Annotated in this window: 13 protein-coding genes; 10 read left to right on the top strand and 3 right to left on the bottom strand. The window is 62.1% G+C overall.

The annotated features are described in order from the left end of the window. Nucleotides 1-10: 10 nt before the first annotated feature. The 7 genes from LJY25_RS21445 to LJY25_RS12205 all read left to right on the top strand — a co-directional run bounded on the left by LJY25_RS21445 (nt 11) and on the right by LJY25_RS12205 (nt 13,726). Entirely contained in the window at nt 11-160 is a 150-nt protein-coding gene (locus LJY25_RS21445; protein WP_227608898.1) for a T9SS type B sorting domain-containing protein, read from the top strand. Between the two features lie 126 nt (nt 161-286). Continuing rightward, nucleotides 287-3,769 carry a DUF7948 domain-containing protein gene (locus LJY25_RS12180; protein WP_227608623.1) on the top strand — a complete coding sequence of 1,161 codons (3,483 nt, stop codon included), beginning with the start codon at nt 287-289 and terminating at the stop codon, nt 3,767-3,769. Between the two features lie 140 nt (nt 3,770-3,909). Beyond that, a complete protein-coding gene (locus tag LJY25_RS12185; RefSeq protein ID WP_227608624.1) occupies nt 3,910-7,815 on the top strand; it encodes a DUF7948 domain-containing protein in 3,906 nt (1,301 codons plus the stop codon). 135 nt (nt 7,816-7,950) lie between these two features. Further along, the gene (locus tag LJY25_RS12190) at nt 7,951-8,424 is read left to right on the top strand and encodes a ribosome maturation factor RimP (protein WP_227608625.1); all 474 of its coding nucleotides are present in this window, start codon (nt 7,951-7,953) and stop codon (nt 8,422-8,424) included. Nucleotides 8,425-8,548: 124 nt separating this feature from the next. Further along, complete coding sequence (gene nusA, locus LJY25_RS12195) at nt 8,549-9,832, top strand: transcription termination factor NusA (RefSeq protein WP_227608626.1); 1,284 nt, start codon at nt 8,549-8,551, stop codon at nt 9,830-9,832. Nucleotides 9,833-9,956: 124 nt separating this feature from the next. Continuing rightward, nucleotides 9,957-12,962 (top strand): translation initiation factor IF-2, encoded by a 3,006-nt coding sequence (infB, locus tag LJY25_RS12200; protein WP_227608627.1) that lies wholly within the window; start codon nt 9,957-9,959, stop codon nt 12,960-12,962. Between the two features lie 233 nt (nt 12,963-13,195). After that, on the top strand, nt 13,196-13,726 hold the full coding sequence (locus LJY25_RS12205; RefSeq protein WP_227608628.1) for an OmpA family protein: 531 nt from the start codon (nt 13,196-13,198) through the stop codon (nt 13,724-13,726). A 135-nt stretch (nt 13,727-13,861) separates the two neighbouring features. Here LJY25_RS12205 and LJY25_RS12210 read toward each other — a convergent pair whose 3' ends face one another. From LJY25_RS12210 to mscL, 3 genes are all read right to left on the bottom strand, one after another. After that, nucleotides 13,862-14,308, bottom strand: coding sequence for a hypothetical protein (locus LJY25_RS12210; RefSeq protein WP_227608629.1), 447 nt, complete (start codon nt 14,306-14,308; stop codon nt 13,862-13,864). A gap of 122 nt (nt 14,309-14,430) precedes the next feature. Beyond that, nucleotides 14,431-15,405 carry a DUF3078 domain-containing protein gene (locus LJY25_RS12215; RefSeq protein WP_227608630.1) on the bottom strand — a complete coding sequence of 325 codons (975 nt, stop codon included), beginning with the start codon at nt 15,403-15,405 and terminating at the stop codon, nt 14,431-14,433. A 52-nt stretch (nt 15,406-15,457) separates the two neighbouring features. Beyond that, nucleotides 15,458-15,886, bottom strand: a complete 429-nt coding sequence (mscL, locus tag LJY25_RS12220) for a large conductance mechanosensitive channel protein MscL (protein ID WP_227608631.1) — start codon at nt 15,884-15,886, stop codon at nt 15,458-15,460. A gap of 173 nt (nt 15,887-16,059) precedes the next feature. On the opposite strand from mscL, the gene LJY25_RS12225 reads away from it, so the two are divergent. From LJY25_RS12225 to dut, 3 genes are all read left to right on the top strand, one after another. Beyond that, on the top strand, nt 16,060-16,848 hold the full coding sequence (locus LJY25_RS12225) for an enoyl-CoA hydratase/isomerase family protein (protein WP_227608632.1): 789 nt from the start codon (nt 16,060-16,062) through the stop codon (nt 16,846-16,848). 159 nt (nt 16,849-17,007) lie between these two features. Continuing rightward, a complete protein-coding gene (locus LJY25_RS12230; RefSeq protein WP_227608633.1) occupies nt 17,008-18,519 on the top strand; it encodes a lipopolysaccharide biosynthesis protein in 1,512 nt (503 codons plus the stop codon). A 92-nt stretch (nt 18,520-18,611) separates the two neighbouring features. Continuing rightward, complete coding sequence (gene dut / locus LJY25_RS12235; RefSeq protein WP_227608634.1) at nt 18,612-19,046, top strand: dUTP diphosphatase; 435 nt, start codon at nt 18,612-18,614, stop codon at nt 19,044-19,046. The last annotated feature ends 83 nt before the right edge of the window (nt 19,047-19,129 follow it).

A 19,129-nucleotide genomic window follows, 5' to 3' on the forward strand; every position in this document is an offset into this window, starting at 1 on the left:
CGAGCTGAGCGTGTACTCGCGCTGGGGCCAGCGCGTGTTCTACAGGGCCGACTACCACAATGACTGGGATGCCAAGGGCCTGCCTGAGGGGGCCTACTACTACCTGCTCAAAACCAGCGATGGAAGAGCCGCCAAAGGATGGATGCAGGTGAAACCGTAACTTATAGCAGGGTGCCGGCCCAGGTTGTTTCTGCTTCCTGCTCTTCATCGGCAACCTTCGCCGGGAAATCCGCATCCATCTGGTAGCCCTCCCCTTCCACCCCGCTCAGATCTTATCTTTGTAGTGATGACTATACCTTCTCTTGTTCGCTGCCTTTGCCTGCTGCTGCCGCTGATTTTCAGTGAAGCAGCCCGTGCGCACGGGTCTGATTCGCCAGCGGCCAACCCCAGCCTGGAGTTTGTGGAAAACCGGGGCCAGTGGAACAAGCAAGTGCGCTTCAAGGCCGATTTGCCCGCCGGACAGCTGTTTCTGCGCAACACCGGCTTCACCTACCAGTTCGTGGACCCGGCCGCCCTGCGCGACCATCACAACCACAAGCTGAAAAAGGTAGCTGACCGCCTGCGGGCTCATGCCTATACCGTGACCTTCGAAGGCGGGCAGCCGGCTCCCGGGTTCCTGCCGGCCGAGCCAACTTCCGCCACCCGCAACTACTTTGTGGGCAACGACCCTGCACACTGGGCCCGGGATGTGCGCGGCTACCGCCAGGTAACCTACCAGGATGTATACCCGGGCATCGGGGTGCACCTGTACGAAAACCAGGACCAGCAGCTGGAATACGACTTTCTGCTGCGGCCCGGTGCCCTGCCCGAGACCATCCGCCTGCGCTACGACGGCCTCGACCAGCTTCGTCTGGAAGAAGGCCGGCTGCTGCTCCAGACCAGCGTGGGGCAGGTGCGGGAGCTGGCACCAAAAGCCTGGCAGACCATCAACGGACAGCGCCGCAGCGTGCCATGCACCTTTGTGCTTTCCGGTAACGTGGTGTCGTTCCAGCTGGGCCGCTACAACCGTCGCCTGCCTCTCGTCATCGACCCAACCGTCGTTTTCTCGTCGTTTACCGGCTCCAGCGTCGATAACTGGGGGTTCACGGCCACGTACGACGAGCTGGGCAACATGTACACCGGCGGGGTCGTGTTTGAGGCCGGCTTCCCGGTTACCGGCGGGGCCTTCGACGTGACCTACAACGGAGGCGTCGACATCGCCATCATGAAATACAACACCACCGTAACCGGCGGGGGCGCGCGACTCTGGGCCACTTACCTGGGCGGCAGCAGCACGGATGCCCCCCACAGCATGGTGGTCAACAACCAGGGCGAGCTGCTGGTCCTGGGCTCCACCGGTTCGACCAACTATCCGATTACCAGCGGGGCCTTTGACGGCACCTTTAACGGGGGCACCAACGTGGAGCCGCTTTCGGGCCTGCCTTATCCCAACGGGTCGGATATGATTATCAGCAAGCTCAGCGTGGCCGGCAACCAGCTTCTGGGCTCCACCTTTCTTGGCGGAGCCGGCAACGACGGGGTTCAGCTGACCGGGGGTGTGTCGCTGGTGCAGAACTACGGCGACCAGTTCCGCGGCGACATCATTACCGATGGCGACAACAACGTGTACGTGGCTTCCTGCACGAACAGCTTCAACTTTCCCACGTCCGGAGGCTTTTCCACCACCAACCGGGGCGGGGCCACCGATGCCGTCGTATGCAAGCTTTCGGCCGGGCTGACCAGCCTGCTGTGGGGCTCCTATCTGGGTGGCTCGGGGGCGGATGCGGCGTATTCCATTCAGATTGATGCCGGCCGGAGCGTGTACGTGTGCGGAGGTACTACCAGTGCTAACTTCCCGGCTACGCCCGGCAGCTACCGCTCCGCCAGCCAGGGCGGCATCGACGGCTTCGTGGCCCACATCAGCGCCAGTGGCTCGGTCCTGCAGCAGGCCACCTACCTGGGTACGCCCAGCGCTGATCAGGCGTATTTTCTTCAGCTCGACGCGGCCAGCAACGTGTACCTGCTCGGGCAGACCCGGGGCAGCTACCCCATTACGCCCGGGCTGTTTTCGGTAACCAACGGCCGGCAGTTTATTCACAAGCTCACGCCTACGCTCGGCAGCAGCATCTACTCCACCGTGTTCGGCAGTGGCCGCTCCGCCGCTCCCGACATTTCCCTGTCCGCTTTTCTGGTCGACGACTGTGAGCGGATCTACGCCTGCGGCTGGGGCGGGGAAGTCAACTACGAAGGCACGACCAACAACCTGCCCGTCACGGCCGGAGCCCTGCAGACCTCAACCGATGGCGCTGACTTTTACCTGGCGCAGTTCACCGCCGGAGCCACCGCCCTGCAGTACGCCACCTTCTTCGGGGGGCAGGGGCCGGTGGGGGAGCACGTCGACGGGGGTACCAGCCGGTTCGACAAGCGTGGTATTGTCTACCAGGCTGTGTGCGGGGGCTGCGGGAGCTCCTCATCCTTCCCCTTTCCTCCCGACGCGGGCTCCTACACTACCCGCAACGGCAGCTCGAACTGCAACAACGCCGCCTTCAAGATTGACTTTCAAAGCAGCATCGCTAACCCCGGCCCGGCCCGCTACGTGTGCGTAAACAGCGGCCCGATTCTGCTCGGCGGCTCCCCGGCCGGTGGCGTCTGGAGCGGGCCCGGCGTGACGGCAGTGCCTGGAGGAGGCTACCTGTTTACGCCCACCGCGGGTCTGATGGGCCGCAACACCCTTACCTACAGCGTCAATACCACCGGTACCTGCATCAGCACCCGGCCCCTGCGGGTAACCGTTACGCCAGCCGTGCCGGCCACTATCAACTTCGGAACGGTGCCGGTGCTGTGCCAGAACGGCAACAGCGTCACGCTCACGGCCACGCCGGCCGGGGGCACCTTCAGCGGCCCCGGCGTGAGGGGCACCACCTTCGACCCGGTGCTGGCCGGCGTGGGCAGCCACACGCTTACGTACACCCTCTCCGATACGCTCAGCTGCAGCGTCGCGACCCAGACGGTGGTTATCAACCCGCTGCCAGTCGTGTCGGCGGGACCGGATACCGTGCTCTGCGCCGATCAGACCAAACCATTCCAGCTGGCCCGGGCCTCGCCTGCCGGGGGCACCTGGAGCGGCACGGGGGTTACGGCCGGGGGACTATTTACGCCTCCCCCCACGGGCGGGCGGGGCGCTATCATCACGCTTCGCTACTCCTATTCCCAGCTGGGCTGTGAAAACTCCGATACCAAGCAAATCCTGCTGGCTCCGGTTTCGGGCTCCAACGCCGGCCTGAACATTCCCGTGTGCGAATCGGCACCGGAGTACACCGGCCTGGCTCCGCTCACCGTGCAGTTCGAGCCCATCCTGCCGGGCGGAACGTACCAGTGGGAATTCGGCGACGGCAACACGTCCTCCGAAGTCTCCCCGACCCACGTCTACCCCGAAGCCGGCTCTTACCGCGTCAGGCTCACGGCCCGCTACGCCAACTGCGTGGTGGTGACGCAGTTTGCTCCGGTGGAAGTGGGCGAGGTATTCGTGCCCAACATCATCACCCCCAACGGCGACGGCAAGAACGACGCTTTCATTCCCCACTTCAGCTGCCAGCCCGCCCGGCTGCAGGTCTTCAACCGCTGGGGCGCCAAGGTTTTCGAAACCGATAACTACCGCAACAACTGGCGGGGTACCTCTGGCACCGAACCCAACGACAGCAATGCCACCCTCGCCGACGGGGTGTATTACTACCTGCTGCGCGATGCCGAAGGCCGTTCGGTGAAAGGCTGGGTGGAAATCAAGCGGTAAACCCGTTAGCATCGGTGCCAGGCGCCCCACTCCCTTAACAGGGTGGGGCGCTTTTATTTTTCGGGTTCCGGTCCGCCTCGCCTGGTTGAAGACTACATTTGATTGGAATTGACTGCTATCAACAAATAATTAAAGCATCTATGCTTAGAAAGCTACTTTATGGAGCCCTGCTCGGAGCCCTTTGCCGCATCCCGGCACTGGCCCAATCCGGGCCGGCGGCCGAGCCGAGCCTGGAGTTTATCCGGAACCTGGGGCAATGGCCGGCTCCCGTTCAGTACACGGCTGATTTTAAAGGAGGACGACTGTTTCTGGAACCCAGCGGACTTACGTACTCTCTGCTGTCGGCCGTGCCCCACGGCCACCAGGCCGCTGCCATGCCGGACGCTACCACGGAGCTGAAAGCCCACGCGGTGCGGGTCACGTTCGTTAACGGTCGTAAACAACCGGCCCTCAGCGCGGCAAACCAGACGGCGGAGGTGCGCAACTACCTGCGCGGCAACGACCCGCAGCACTGGGCCCGGGCAGTACCCGGCTTCCGCCAGGTGCGCTATGCCGATATCTGGCCGGGTATCGGCGCCCACTTTTACGAAAATCAGCGGCAGCAGCTGGAATACGACTTCGAGCTGGCTCCCCGCACCGAGCCGGGCAGCATCCGGCTGCAGTACGCCGGAGCGGATGGCCTGAAGCTGACTCCCGAAGGCAGCCTGGAAATCCAAACGTCGGTGGGGGTGTTGCGCGAGCTGCCTCCCCGGGCCTGGCAGACGGATGCGTCCGGCCGCCGCCAGGCAGTGGCGTGCTCCTATGTGCTCGACGGGCAGACCGTCGGCTTTGCCCTGGGGGCGTACAACCGGCAGCTGCCGCTTACCATCGACCCTACCATCGTTTTTTCCAGCTACACCGGTTCCACCGCCTCGAACTGGGGCTTCACCGCGACGTACGACGCCCAGGGCAACATGTACTCGGGCGGCATTGTGTTCGGGGCCGGCTACCCGGCCACCCCCGGCGCCTTCCGCACCACGTTCGGCGGCGTAATGGACATTGGCATCATCAAGTACAATACCGCTGCCACGGGCCCGGCCGCCCGGGCCTGGGCAACCTATATAGGAGGCGCCCAGGCCGATTTTCCTCATAGCCTGGTAATCGGCAGCCAGGGCGACCTTTTCCTGCTTGGCACTACTTCCTCCACCAACTACCCTACTTCCGCTACGGCGTTTGACCGGTCCTTTAACGGTGGCACCGGCATCGACCCGTTTGGGTTTGGACCGCCGTATGATCTGCCCGGCGGCTCCGACCTGGTGGTGACGCGCCTGAGTGCCAATGGCAGTACGCTGCTAGGCTCTACCTTCCTGGGTGGTTCCGCCAACGATGGCCTGATGCCACCCGGGCTTACTCCCCTCGTCCGCAATTATGGCGACGCTTTTCGCGGCGACATCCTGCTTGATGCGGCCGACAATATCTACCTGGCGTCGAATACGGCTTCCCCAAACTTCCCCATCACCAACGGGCTGGGCGGCTCGTACCGGGGCGGCACCCAGGATGCCGTCGTCTGCAAGCTGGACCCCACTGCCAGCACCCTGATCTGGAGCAGCTTTCTGGGCGGCTCCGGGTCCGATGCGGCGTATTCGCTTCAGCTGGACGGGCAAGGCAGCGTGTACGTGAGCGGCGGCACCACGAGCACCAACTTTCCCACAACGCCCGGGACGCTCCACCCGGCTGCCCGGGGCGGCGTCGACGGCTTCGTGGCCCGGCTTAGCGGCGCGGGCAACCTGATCCAGAAGGCCACCTACCTGGGCACACCGGACTTCGACCAAGGCTACTTTCTGCAGCTCGACGCGGCGGGGCAGGTGTACGTGCTGGGGCAGAGCCTGGGTAGCTATCCGGTCACTCCCAATGTGTATCAGAACCCCAACAGTCGGCAGTTTATCCATAAGCTGGACCCGGATCTTACCACGACGGCCTTTTCCACCGTGTTCGGCAGTGGACGGCCCTTGATTGACATTTCGCCTACCGCCTTTCTGGTCGACCAGTGCAACCGCATCTACGTGAGCGGCTGGGGCGGGGGCGAAAACGGGCAACCGCCCTTTAGCAATAGCACAGCCATCAACCTGCCAACTACTGCCAATGCCGCGCAGCGCACCACCGACGGTGACGACTTCTACCTGCTGCAGCTCGCCCCCGATGCCGCCCGTCTTGACTATGCCTCGTATCTGGGCCAGACGGGTGGCATCGGCGACCATGTGGACGGGGGCACCTCCCGCTTCGACCCGCGGGGCTACGTGTATCAGGCCGTTTGCGCCTGTTCCTCCACGGGCAGCGCCAGCTTTCCGGTTCCGCCCGGAGCCAACACCTATTCCCGGGTTTCAGGCAACGGTCAGGAGTGTAACAACGTGGCGTTCAAGTTCAACTTTGAAACCGTCACCGTTACTGCTGGCACCGACCGGACAGTGTGCGAGGCCAATCCCGTTCCGTTGACCGGCTCTCCCGCCGGCGGCGTCTGGACCGGGCCGGGCGTATCGGGCTCCGTAGCGGCTGGCTTTGTCTTTACCCCCACTCCGGCCCTGCTGGGCGTGCAGACCCTCACCTACACCGTTAGCGGTTTTGGGCCTTGTGGCGGGGTATCCACGCTGCGCCTGACAGTGGTTCCTACTCCCACGGCAGCTTTTCTGACCCCAACCCAATCTTCCTACTGCATCAGCACCGTTACGCCCGGCGTTACGCTGACTGCTACGCCGGCCGGCGGTACTTTTTCTGGCCCCGGCGTGACCGGCACGCTGTTCAACCCCTCGGTTGCCGGACCCGGCACCCATGTGCTGACCTACACGGTGAATGCCAATGACTGTACCCTGCAGGCTACCAAGCAGGTTACGGTCATTCGGGCAGTGGCTGGGCCAAATATTACGGCGTGCACCAACGGCGCTCCGGTTACGCTGGGTGGCACCCCGACCGGCGGCGTATGGAGCGGCCCCGGCGTATCGGGTACCTCGGGAAGCGGATTTGTGTTTACGCCCGCGCAAGTCGGCAGCTTCACGCTCACCTACACGGCCACGGGCGCCGAGGGCTGCACGAGTGCTGCTACGCTTTTCGCCCAGGTCTTGCAAGCGCCCAACTTCACGCCGCCGGTGCTGCCAACCTTCTGCCGCGCCAGCACCACCCCGGTTCCCCTGACGGCGGGCGCCATCTGGTCGGGGCCCGGGGTGCAGAGCGGCTTTGCGGGCTACACGTTTACCCCCGCTGCCGCCCCGGCCGGCACCTTCACGCTCAGCTACCGCACCGGCTTTGGCATCTGCGACCAAACCGGCACCGTGCCTGTCACCGTCAGCAGCCCGGCGGTTATCAGCATGCCGCCCGATACGGTATTGTGTCCGGGCGTTACGCAGCCATTCCGGCTGCGGGCAGCACCGGCGGGTGGCACCTGGTCGGGACCCAACGTTACCAGCGCCGGGGTGTTTACGCCCCCGGCCGGGTTTACCGGCCTGGTCACGCTCACCTACAGCGTTACGACCGGCGGCTGCACGACTACTGCGGTTCGGCGGGTGAGTGTGGCCCCGCCCCCGCTGTTTCCGGCCCAGTGGGAGGCAGCCCTGTGCGCCGAAGCCCGGCAGGCCCCGCTAACCGTCCGCTTCTCCGACCCCTTCAACAGCTTTTCGCCGGTACGCTGGGACTTTGGCGACGGCAGCCAGGGAACGGGCAACAACGTGACCCACGTGTATGCATCACCGGGCCGCTATACGCCCCGGGTCATTCGACCGTTCAACAACGGGCTGTGCAGCGTTCAGCTTGACTTGCCCGCTATAGCCGTTACCGAAGCGTATCCGGTGCCCAATATCATCACCCCCAACGGCGACGGCAAGAACGAATACTTTGTGGCTACCAACGGCTGCCCCGCCGGCCTGCAGGTGTTTTCCCGCTGGGGCAACAAGGTATTCGAGGCCGCGCAGTACCGGAATGACTGGAACGGCGCCGGGCTGGCCGACGGGGTGTATTACTACCTGCTGCGCGATGCCGAAGGCCGCACGGTTAAGGGCTGGGTGGAAATCAAGCGGTAACGGAACCGGCCCGCCCGGGCCTTCTTGCTGCGGACCTTGCGTGGCGCAGTATTTTGACGTATCTTTGCACCGCAAACTGAACTAGAAGAGGGGACACGCTGTCCCCTCTTTCTTTTGCCACCTTGTCCATCGCTCATGAACTTTGACCGCGCCCACCTCATCGAAATGCTCCAGGAATGCCTGCCCGGGGTAGATGTGTTTGTCGTTGGCCTCACCGTTTCCGACTCCGCCGTGCGGCCTAAAGTCACCGTCATCCTCGACGGCGAGCAGGGCGTTGGCATCGACGAGTGCGCCAAAATCAGCCGCCGCCTGGCCCGTCGCATCGACGAGGCTTACGGTGAGGACACGATGTACTCGCTGGAAGTAACCTCCCCGGGAGCCGACCAGCCCTTCACCGACAACCGTCAGTATGCCCGCCACGTGGGCCGCAGCCTGAAGCTGAAGATGACCGACGGCACCGAGAAGATCGGTCTGCTCGAGGGCGTCGAGGCCGACGGTATTCAACTGGCCGAGGAAGTCAAGGAAAAAACCAAAAAGAAAATCCTGCCGGCCGTGCTGGTGCCGTTCACCGACATCGACCAGGCCAAGGTTGTTATCTCCTTTAAGTAAGCCGTGAGCTGGCGGCGCAAGCCTTCAGCTCTTTGTTTTCCCTATCACCCCACCTCTGTCTGCCGGCTCCGGGCCTGCCCTAACCAGCGCCCGGCCAAAGTCAGCAGCCAACAGCCTTAAAGCCATGACCAGCAACGTCCTGATCGAATCGTTCGCCGAGTTCGCCCGATCCAAGAACATTGACCGCCCCACGATGATGAGCATCCTGGAGGACGTGTTCCGGACCATGATTCGCAAAAAGTACACGACTGACGAGAACTTCGACGTCATCATCAACGTGGACAAAGGCGACCTGGAAATCTGGCGCAACCGCGAAATCGTGGACGACGACTCGGAGGACATCTGGGACTTCGACAAAATTCCGCTGGCCGAAGCCAAGAAGATCGAAGCCGACTTCGAGGTGGGCGAGCAGGTAGCCGAAGAGGTGAAGCTGGAGGATTTCGGCCGTCGCGCCGTCCTCATGGCCCGCCAGACGCTGATTCAGCGCGTGAAGGACCTGGAGCGGGATAACCTCTACCAGCAGTACAAGGACATGGTCGGCGAAATCATTGCCGGCGAGGTGTACCAGGTGTGGAGCCGCGAGGCCCTGATCCTGGACAAGGAAGAAAACGAGCTGGTGCTGCCCAAGGCCGAGCAGATCCCCAAAGACCGCTACCGTAAGGGCGACACCGTACGGGCCGTCGTGCACCGCGTCGAAATCATCAACGGCACGCCCAAGATTATTCTCTCGCGCGCCGCGCCGGCTTTCTTGGAGCGTCTGTTCGAGCAGGAAGTGCCGGAAATCTACGATGGCCTTATCACCATCAAGAACATCGTGCGCGAGCCCGGTGAGCGTGCCAAAGTAGCCGTTGAAAGCTACGACGACCGCATCGACCCGGTGGGCGCCTGCGTCGGTATGAAAGGCTCCCGGATCCACGCCGTGGTGCGGGAGCTGGAAAACGAGAACATCGACGTAATCAACTACACCGACAACCTCGAACTGTACATTCAGCGCGCTTTGTCGCCGGCTAAAATCGGCTCGATGAAGATTAATGAACAAACCGGTCGGGTATCGGTGTTCCTCAAGCCCGATCAGGTGTCGCTGGCCATTGGCCGCGGCGGCGCCAACATCAAGCTGGCCTCCCGGCTGGTGGGCATGGAAATCGACGTGTTCCGCGAAGCCGGTGACTACGACGAGGACATCGCCCTGGACGAGTTCCAGGACGAGATTGAGGCCTGGGTGCTAAACGAGCTCAAGAAGATCGGGCTCGACACCGGCCGGGCCGTACTGGCCGTCAATAAAGAAGACATCGTGCGTCGCACTGAACTGGAGGAGGAAACCGTCGAGGACGTTTTCCGCATCATCCGCCAGGAGTTTGGTGACGACGAGGAGCAGGAAGAAGAAATCAAAGCTGAAGACGCGCAATGAGCGCGCCGCGGCGAGACCGGCAAAGGCGTTGAAATGGTGCTGAATGGCATGATTTCAACGCCGTTCGGCATCATTTAATATAGTACCTTTGCAACTGAATACGAGTATCGTTCGCGAGCACAGAATGGCGGAAGCATCATCCAAGAGGCTACAACAGGCAGCCAAAGACCTGAATATCGGAATGGCCACGGTGGTAGAAACCTTGGCCAAAAAGGGGCATCAGGTAGAAAACAAGCCAACTACCAAGCTAACTGCCGAACAGGTGGGTTTGCTTGAGAAAGAGTTTGCCTCTTCGGCCCAGGATAAAATGGAGGCCGCCCGCGTAAGCCAGGCGAAGCGCCAGAGCGAGTTGGAAGCGGCCCAGAGCCGTCCAGAGCCCGTTGCCCCCAAGGCAGCAGCCCCGGCTCCTGCGCCCACCCCAGCCCCTGCTCCCGCCCCCAAGCCTGCTGAGGAGGCCCAGCCGGCGGCCCCTGCTCCGCAGCCCGCCCCGGTTGCGGCCGTGCCCGTTTCTGCCCCCGCCGCTCCGGCGCCCGACAGCACTCCCAAGGTGCCGGGCCTGAAGGTGCTGGGCAAAATCGAGCTGGATGCCAAAGGCCGGCCCGTACCGGCCAAGCCGGCAGCCCCCGCCCCTGCTCCCCAGCCAGCTCCCGCCCCCGAGCCTGCTCCGGCGCCCGTTCCGGTGGCCGAGAAGCCTGCTCCGGCCCCGGTGGTTGAGGCCCCAGTTCCGGTAGCGGAGAAGCCGGCTCCGGCACCTCAGCCCGAACCAACTCCGGCTCCGGCCGTGGCTCCTGTTGCTGCTGCTCCTGTAGCTACGGAGCCAGCCGCTCCGGCCGCTGATGCTCCCGACGCGGGAGCTCCGGCGGAGGACGCGGGTACTATTGTCGCCAAAGCCGATCAACTCAAAGGCCTGACGGTACTGGGTAAGATTGAGCTTCCGCTTGACTCTTCCCGCCGGGGTGGTGCCGGCAACCGCCGGCCCGTGGCGTCTTCCGACGTTCGGAAGAGCGGCCTGAGCCCCGATGCCAAGAAAAAGCGTCAGCGCCTGCCCGGCCCTGTTACCTCGGGTCCCGGCCAGACGGGTCAGGCCGGTCAGGGGCCCCGCCCCGGTGGTCCGCGCCCGGACCAGGGCAACCGCCCCGGTGGTCCCCGTCCGGGAGGCCCCGGTCAGCGCCCCGGCCCGGGTGCTCCCGGCGCTCCGCGTCCGGCCGCTACGCCCGAGCAGAACGACAAGCAGATTCAGGAGCAGATCAAGGCTACGCTGGCCAAGCTCAGCGGCGGCCGGGGTGGCAACCAGAACAACCGCGCTAAATACCGCCGCGACAAGCGGGCCGGTGGCGCCGAAGACCGCGAAGCCCAGCGCGCTCAGAACGAGCTGGACGCCAAGACCCTCAAAGTAACCGAGTTCATCTCGGCCAATGACCTGGCTTCGCTGATGGACGTATCCGTGAACGAGGTAATCAAGGTGTGCCTTAACATGGGCATGTTCGTGTCCATCAACCAGCGCCTCGATGCCGAAGCCATCACGGTAGTTGCCGACGAGTTCGGCTACGACGTGGAATTCCTGTCGGCGGAAGAAGAAGAAGTGGACCTCGGCATCGAGGAAAACGAAGAAGATCTGGCTCCCCGGGCGCCTATCGTTACCATCATGGGTCACGTCGACCACGGCAAGACCTCGCTGCTTGACTACATCCGCAACGCGACGGTAGCCAAAGGCGAAGCCGGTGGTATCACCCAGCACATCGGTGCCTACGACGTAACCACGGAATCGGGCCGCAAGGTGACCTTCCTGGATACGCCGGGTCACGAAGCCTTTACCGCCATGCGTGCCCGTGGTGCCAAGGTCACCGACATCGCCATTATCGTGGTAGCGGCCGACGACTCGGTGATGCCCCAGACCAAGGAAGCCATCAACCACGCCCAGGCAGCTGGTGTTCCGATCGTAATTGCCCTCAACAAGATTGACAAGCCCGGCGCTAACCCCGACAAAGTGCGGGAAGAGCTGTCGGCCATCAACGTACTCGTCGAGGAATGGGGTGGTAAGTATCAGTCGCAGGAGGTTTCGGCCAAATCCGGCGTGGGTATCAACGACCTGCTCGAGAAAGTTCTGCTCGAAGCCGAATTACTCGACCTGAAGGCAAACCCCAAGCGCAACGCCGTAGGTACCGTTATCGAAGCCTCGCTTGACAAAGGCCGGGGCTACGTAACCACCGTGCTGGTGCAGGCCGGTACCCTGGAGGTGGGCGACATCGTGCTGGCCGGCTCGCACTATGGCCGCGTAAAGGCCATGACCGACCACCGCGGCAAGAAGATGAAGAAGGCCGGCCCGGCTACCCCGGTTCAGGTACTTGGTCTGACGGGTGCTCCCCAGGCTGGCGACAAGATCGTGGTGATGGATACCGAGCGCGAAGCCCGCGAGCTGGCCACCCAGCGTCAGCAGCTGGCCCGCGAGCAGAGCATGCGCACCAAGAAGCACATCACCCTGGATGAAATCGGCCGCCGTCTGGCAATCGGTTCGTTCAAGGAGCTCAACGTGATTGTGAAAGGTGACGTGGACGGCTCGGTGGAAGCACTTTCCGACTCCCTGCTCAAGCTGAGCACGCCGGAAGTAAAGGTCAACATCCTCTCGAAGGGTGTGGGTGCCATCTCCGAATCGGACGTGCTGCTGGCTTCGGCTTCCGACGCCATCATCATCGGCTTTCAGGTACGGCCCTCGCTCAGCGCCCGCAAGCTGGCCGATGCTGAACAGATTGATATCCGCCTCTACTCCATTATCTACAATGCCATCAACGAAGTAAAGGATGCCATGGAAGGCATGCTGGCCCCGACGGTGCAGGAAACGATAGTGGCCAATGCCGAGGTCCGGATGGTGTTCAACATCACCAAGGTGGGCAGCATTGCCGGCTGTATGGTAACGGACGGCTCGTTTACCCGCAACACCCGGGTTCGGGTGGTACGCAACGGTATCGTGCAACACTCCGGCGAGATTCAGGCCCTGAAGCGCTACAAGGACGATGTGTCAGAAGTACGGCAGGGCTACGAATGCGGTATCTCGGTGAAAGGCTTCAACGACCTGCAGGAAGGCGACATCATCGAAGGATTCGAGGAGAAAGAAGTAAAGCGGACCCTGTAGTCTTACAGGCTGTCCTTCCGAAAGCCCCGTCTCTTGCGAGACGGGGCTTTTTGTTTGCCGGGCGCACTAGGTTACCGTCACATGATCGTGTGATTGACAACGGCTCCCCAACTATTTATTTTTGCATCAATCAAATATAAAATTGACCAGTAGGCAAGCAGCACCCCGTCCTTCAGCTTTTTTGCCTGGCAGGGTTGCCGTCCTTGCTCTCCCTTCACCTCTCCACCCACCCTATGAAAACAGCATTTATCCTTGCCGGGGCGCTGGCTTTGCTTCCTCTGGCCAGCCAGGCTCAGTTTGGTTACCTGACCTCCGCCGTAGAGCGAGCAGCCGAGCGGGCCGCTTCCCGTAAGATTGAAGATGCCGTGGAGCGTAAGCTCACGGAGAAAACCGAAGCCTACTACAACAGCCTGATTACGGATGGCCGCTTTGTGTCGTACCGCATGCAGTTTGAGCCGGGCACGGCCACCCTCCTGCCCGACGCTCAACCAGTTATTTCGTCCCTGGTAAAAGTGATGAAAGACAGGCCCGGCATGAAGCTTACCATTGAGGTGCACAGCCTGCTCGAAGGCGACGCCGTGGCCAACCTGGCGCTAAGTAAACGTCGCGCCGAGGTTATCCGGGCCGCATTCGTGCAGGCCGGCATCCCGATTCAGCGTCTGAAAGCCAATGGCATGGGTGAGAAGGTACCCCTGAGCACCGACACGGCGGACGGGCTTGATGCGTTAAATCAGCGGGTAGAATTTGTAAAAGGTGAAAGTTGATTCGTACTGCTAGCGGCTAGCAGCGACATTTTCAGCCCAGCGGCGGTTACGGTGACTTCGTGGCGGCTGGAAATGCGAAAAGCCCCGGCGTCCTGCGCCGGGGCTTTTTATTGGCGGTTCTGCCAGCCCGGAGGCTTAGAAAAACAGAAACCGTTTCTTTTTATGGTTCAGCGGCTTGCCCTTCGGGTTAATGCCAGGGGCGGGGCGGGATTCCCCGCGCTTCTGGCTGGCGGTGCCGCGCTTATCTTTGAACTTGCGGACGGTGAAGCCGCCGGAGCCCTTCTCATACTGACGGGCCGGCCCGGCCGCCCGGCCAAGGCTGGTGTTGCCGGTACCACCGCCGGCACGGGCCTCCAGAATCTCGATCTGCTGGTCGCGCTTCACCTCGTCGGGGTTCATGCTCATCCGCTGCTGCATACGGGCAATGTCCTCAGCAGAGGCTTTTTTCTGCTTGCGCAGACCGGCTTTGTTGGCTTGCTTGACCTGCTCTTCGGTGGAAGGCGCGGGCGCTGACTGGGCAACCGCGTGCTGGGCCAGCAAGCTGGCAGCGGTAAGCAGGGAAGCAGCAAACAACTTCTTCATAAACAACAGCGGGGTGTGGGGTGGCAAAGAAAGTTACCGGGCAAAAGCAGCTTGTATACAGCGTCGTCAGGCCAGCAACCGGGGTCGGGCAAAGTTAGTTCAAAAGTTTAGATAAACCAGGCCTAGAACTTGTAAGTCAACCCTATACCCAACGCCTCCTTAAACTGGATGCGGCGGCCCCGGGCGTCCGGAACCCCATCCCTGTTTCTGTCAACGGGCACCAGCACATCATCGTCGTACACCAGGGTTGTAGCTACGCTGGCGCTGATGAATTTGTTGACCTTGAGGTTAAGCAGCGTCTCCCAGTTCACGTCGATATTTTCGGGGCGGTGCAGGTAGTTGCTGAACAGGTCGAGCTTGGTAAACAGCGTCACGTTCTCGAACACCGGGCGGCGGTAGCGGGCGTTGATGTACGCTCCCAACTCTTTGCGAAACAGCTGCCCGGTTCCGGCAATCGGCTGCCCGTCGGCCCCGCGCCGCGCCGGCTCCACCCCAAAGGCCCCGACATCGGCCAGCTGCTGGTCGGCCACGATGGTAAACTTGCCCGTGAGCGGCGACACAAATACCGAAAGCTGGTCGTTGGGCTTGTAGTCGATGCCGAGGGAGGCCAGCACGAAGGCCGGGGCAAAAAACCGGGACAGCAGAGAATCGGGCTTGTTAATAAAATACGTGGGCGTGAGCTGGGTTTTGAGGTTGAGCTGGGCGGCGTAGTACAGCGTATTGGTGAACTGGTGCCCAAACTTGGCATTAAGCTCCACCCGGTCGTCGTTTTTGCGTACCCGGGCCTTGCCGGGCTTGAGCGTGCCGTAAACTACATCGAGGCTTGCATCGAAGGTGCGGTGACCATTGCGGTGGTGGGCAAAGGCATTGCCCAGGGCCAGCAGGGACAGGGAGCTTTCGCCGCCCGGGGCCCAGTTGCTCAGACTCACCTGGCTGAAGTTGACGGTACCGGTTCCACCCCGGCGCCAGCCCTGCACCGTATCGGGCGCGGCAGCGGCAGCCGGTTCGGGCGTTTGAGCTAGTGCCGGAGCCGCCGCCAGCAGCCAGAAGGCCAGCAGGATGCCGGTCCAGATAAGGCCTGAAGTAGAGTGCGTCATGGCGCAAGATGCAGAATATGCGCGTGGCGTACCACCAGGCTGGTTTACGGGCCTAGCGGGCCGGTCCGCGCAGGGCGTCGCGGATTTCCATCAGCAGCACCTGCTCTTTCGTAGGGCCGGGCTCCGCCACGGGCGTTACTTTCATAGGCTTCTTGAAGCGGTTTGCCACTTTTACAACCCAGAAGATGACGAAGGCAATGATCAGAAAGGAAATCACTGCCGTTAGGAAGTTGCCGTAGTTCAGCGTGGCCGCCTGGGCGTCCTGGGCTGCTTTCAGCGAAGCATAATGCTGCCCGTTCAGCGCCACAAACTTTTCCTTGAAGTCAATGCCCCCGGTGAACAGGCTTAGAATGGGCATCAGGATGTCGTCGGTCAATGACTTGACAATACCGCCGAAGGCCGCACCGATGATAACGCCCACCGCCAGGTCGAGCACGTTGCCTTTGGAAATAAACTCTTTGAACTCGGATACGAAGCCCATGCGTCGGTTGTGAAGGAAAAAAAGAGAACAGCGGAGGGTATTACGCATGATTCAATTCCTTGGTCGAACTTCCAAATCGCGTGGGGGTGCGCCCAGCTCCTGATGCGAATTCAGGGCAACCGTTTTGCGCTATCTTTGGGCCCGTTTGGTTTTTCCCACCTGCCCCGCTTCGCATGACTACCTTCGAAAACCTGCTTACCGACCTCGACGCCACTACCGGCATCCTGACCGTCACCCTGAACCGCCCCAGCAAGCTCAACGCGCTGAACGCGGCCACCATTGAGGACATTCGCAGCGTGATGCAGCAGGCCCTCGACGACCAGGTCGTGCGCGGCATTATCCTGACCGGCAGCGGGGAAAAGGCGTTTGTAGCCGGGGCCGACATTGCCGAGCTGGCCGCCCTCGACGAAAACAAGGGCCGCCGGGCCGCCGAGCAGGGGCAGGAAGCCTTCTGCATGATCGAGGAAAGCACCAAGCCCGTCATTGCCGCCGTCAACGGCTTTGCCCTGGGGGGCGGCTGTGAGCTGGCTATGGCCTGCCACCTGCGCGTAGCTTCGGACAACGCCCGGTTTGGACAGCCCGAAGTAAACCTGGGCCTAATTCCGGGCTACGGCGGCACCCAGCGCCTGCCCCAGCTGATCGGCAAAGCCAAGGCCCTGGAGCTGTTGATGACGGCCGACATGATCAAGGCGGACGAAGCCCTGCGCCTGGGTTTGGTCAACCACGTGGTGCCCCAGGCCGAGTTGCTGCCCTTCTGCCAACAGCTGCTGGCCCGCATCCTGACCAAGGCCCCGCTGGCGCTCGGACTAATCATCGACGCCGTAAATGCCCACTACGACAAGGAAAAGCACGGCTACCAGACCGAGGCCAACGCCTTTGGCCGCCTGTTCAGCTCCGAGGACTTCAAGGAAGGCACCCAGGCCTTTCTGGAAAAACGCCCCGCCGCGTTCCGCGGGAATTAGTAATTGATAATTAGTAATTAGTAATTAAGAATTGGCAGGACCGACCCAAACCGAATGAATGGACGAAAGGCCAGCAAAACAGGAATTGAAGCCCGAGGTGCTGCGGCACCCGCAGCTTCAATTCCTAATTCCTAATTCTTAATTACTAATTAAATACGGATGAGCGTTGCCAGAAAGCTGGTTGGCCAGACCGCCATTTATGGCATCAGCAGCATCGTGGGGCGTGTGCTCAGCTTTTTGCTGGTGACGGTGTATACCCGGCGGTTCGCGGCCGAGGAGTACGGCATCGTGACGGAGCTGTACTCCTACATTGCCTTTTTCAACATCCTGTTCACCTTCGGGATGGAAACGGCTTACTTCCGGTACGCCAACCGTCCCGATGCCGACCGGCGCCTGCTCTACGACCGGGTGTTCAGCCTGCTGCTGCTGACCAGCACCCTACTCAGCGCGGGCATGATGCTGGCGGCCGAGCCCCTGGCCGACGTGCTGCAGTACGACGCCAGCCAGGCCCGCTACTTGGTGTGGCTGGCCCTGATTCTGGGCATCGACGCCGCCACGGCCATTCCGTTTGCCCGGCTGCGGCTCGAAAACAACGCCAAGAAGGTAGCCGGGGTCCGGTTTCTGAACGTGCTGGTGTACCTGGGCCTGAACCTGTTTTTCGTGGTGCTCTGCCCCGACGTGCTGGCCGGCAAGTACCTCCCCATTCTGCAGCCGCTGATTGCCCGCATCTACAACCCCGGGCTGGGCGTGGGCTACGTGTTTCTGGCCAACCTCGTGGCCAACGCCCTGTACATTCCCTTCCTCTGGCGGGAGTTTACCGACTTCCGGTTCCGGCTCGACCTGTCGGCGCTGCGGCCCATGCTGAAGTATGCCTACCCGCTGATGTTTATGGGCCTGGCGGGCATGGTAAACGAAACGCTGGACCGGCCTCTGCTCAAGTACTGGCTGCCCGAAAACTTCTACCCGGGGCAGTCGAACATGACGGCGGTAGGCATATACGGGGCCTGCTACAAATTTGCCATGTTCATGACCCTGGTCATTCAGGCGTTCCGGTACGCGGCCGAACCGTTCTTCTTCGCCCAGAGCACCGACAAGAACTCCCCGGCCACGTTTGCCCTGATTTTGAAGTGGTTTACGCTATGCTGCACGTTTATCTTCGTCTTTATCAGCGTCAACGTTGAGGACTTTGCCTGGTTTCTGCTGGGCCGGCCCGAGTACCACGCCGGGCTCGACATTGTGCCCATTCTGCTGCTGGCCAACCTGTTTCTGGGCGTATACTACAACCTGGCGGTGTGGTTTAAGCTGACCGACAAAACCTACTTCGGCACCTACATCAGCTTCGGTGGGGCGGCCCTGACCATCAGCCTCAACTTCCTGCTGATTCCGCTGCTGGGCTACATGGGCAGCGCCCTGACCACCCTGGCCTGCTACTTTATGATGGCGGCCGTGTGCTGGTATCTGGGCAACATTCACTTCCCGGTTCCTTACCCTGTGCTTCGACTCAGCCTCTGGCTGGTCGTGGCCATCGGGCTGGTGGCCGTAGCCTGGTTTGTGCCGGTGGCCGACTACTGGCTGCGCCACGCTTTCCACCTGCTGCTGTGTGCCCTGTTTGCCGGCCTCGTGTTCTGGGTGGAGTGGGTGAAGCGGGAGCAGCCCCTGCGCGTAGCCTGACCTTTTCGGCCGGCGGCAACATAGGATTTCTGGTATGGCCCGCGCCGGCTGCTATCTTTGCCCGGGGCAAAACCGTTGTTGCCGCACTTCCTATGCAGATTCCCGTTATCAACCGCTCCCGCCATCCCCTGCCCTCATACCAGACAGCCCACGCCGCCGGCCTCGACGTGCGGGCCAACCTGGATGAGCCCCTGCTGCTGCGTCCGTTGCAGCGGGCCCTCGTACCGACCGGCCTGTACATGGCTATCCCGGTGGGCTACGAGGCGCAGGTACGGCCCCGCAGCGGCCTGGCCTACAAGCACGGCATCGGCATCGTGAACAGCCCCGGCACCATCGACGCCGACTACCGCGGGGAGCTGAAGGTGCTGCTGGTGAACCTGTCGGACCAGCCGTTTGAAGTGGTCGACGGGGAGCGAATTGCCCAGCTGGTCGTAGCCCGTCACGAAACCATACGCTGGGAGCCGGTCGAGGAACTCGACGAAACCCTGCGGGGCGCCGGCGGCTACGGCAGCACCGGCACCCGCTAGCGCCCCGGGGCCCTGCCCAACTGCTGGGCCCGCTTTTTCCGTATGGAGCGTATCAGGACCGGGGCCGTACGCCCGCAATGGCA

This window comes from Hymenobacter translucens (genome assembly GCF_020685205.1).
Taxonomy (GTDB): Bacteria; Bacteroidota; Bacteroidia; order Cytophagales; family Hymenobacteraceae; genus Hymenobacter; species Hymenobacter translucens.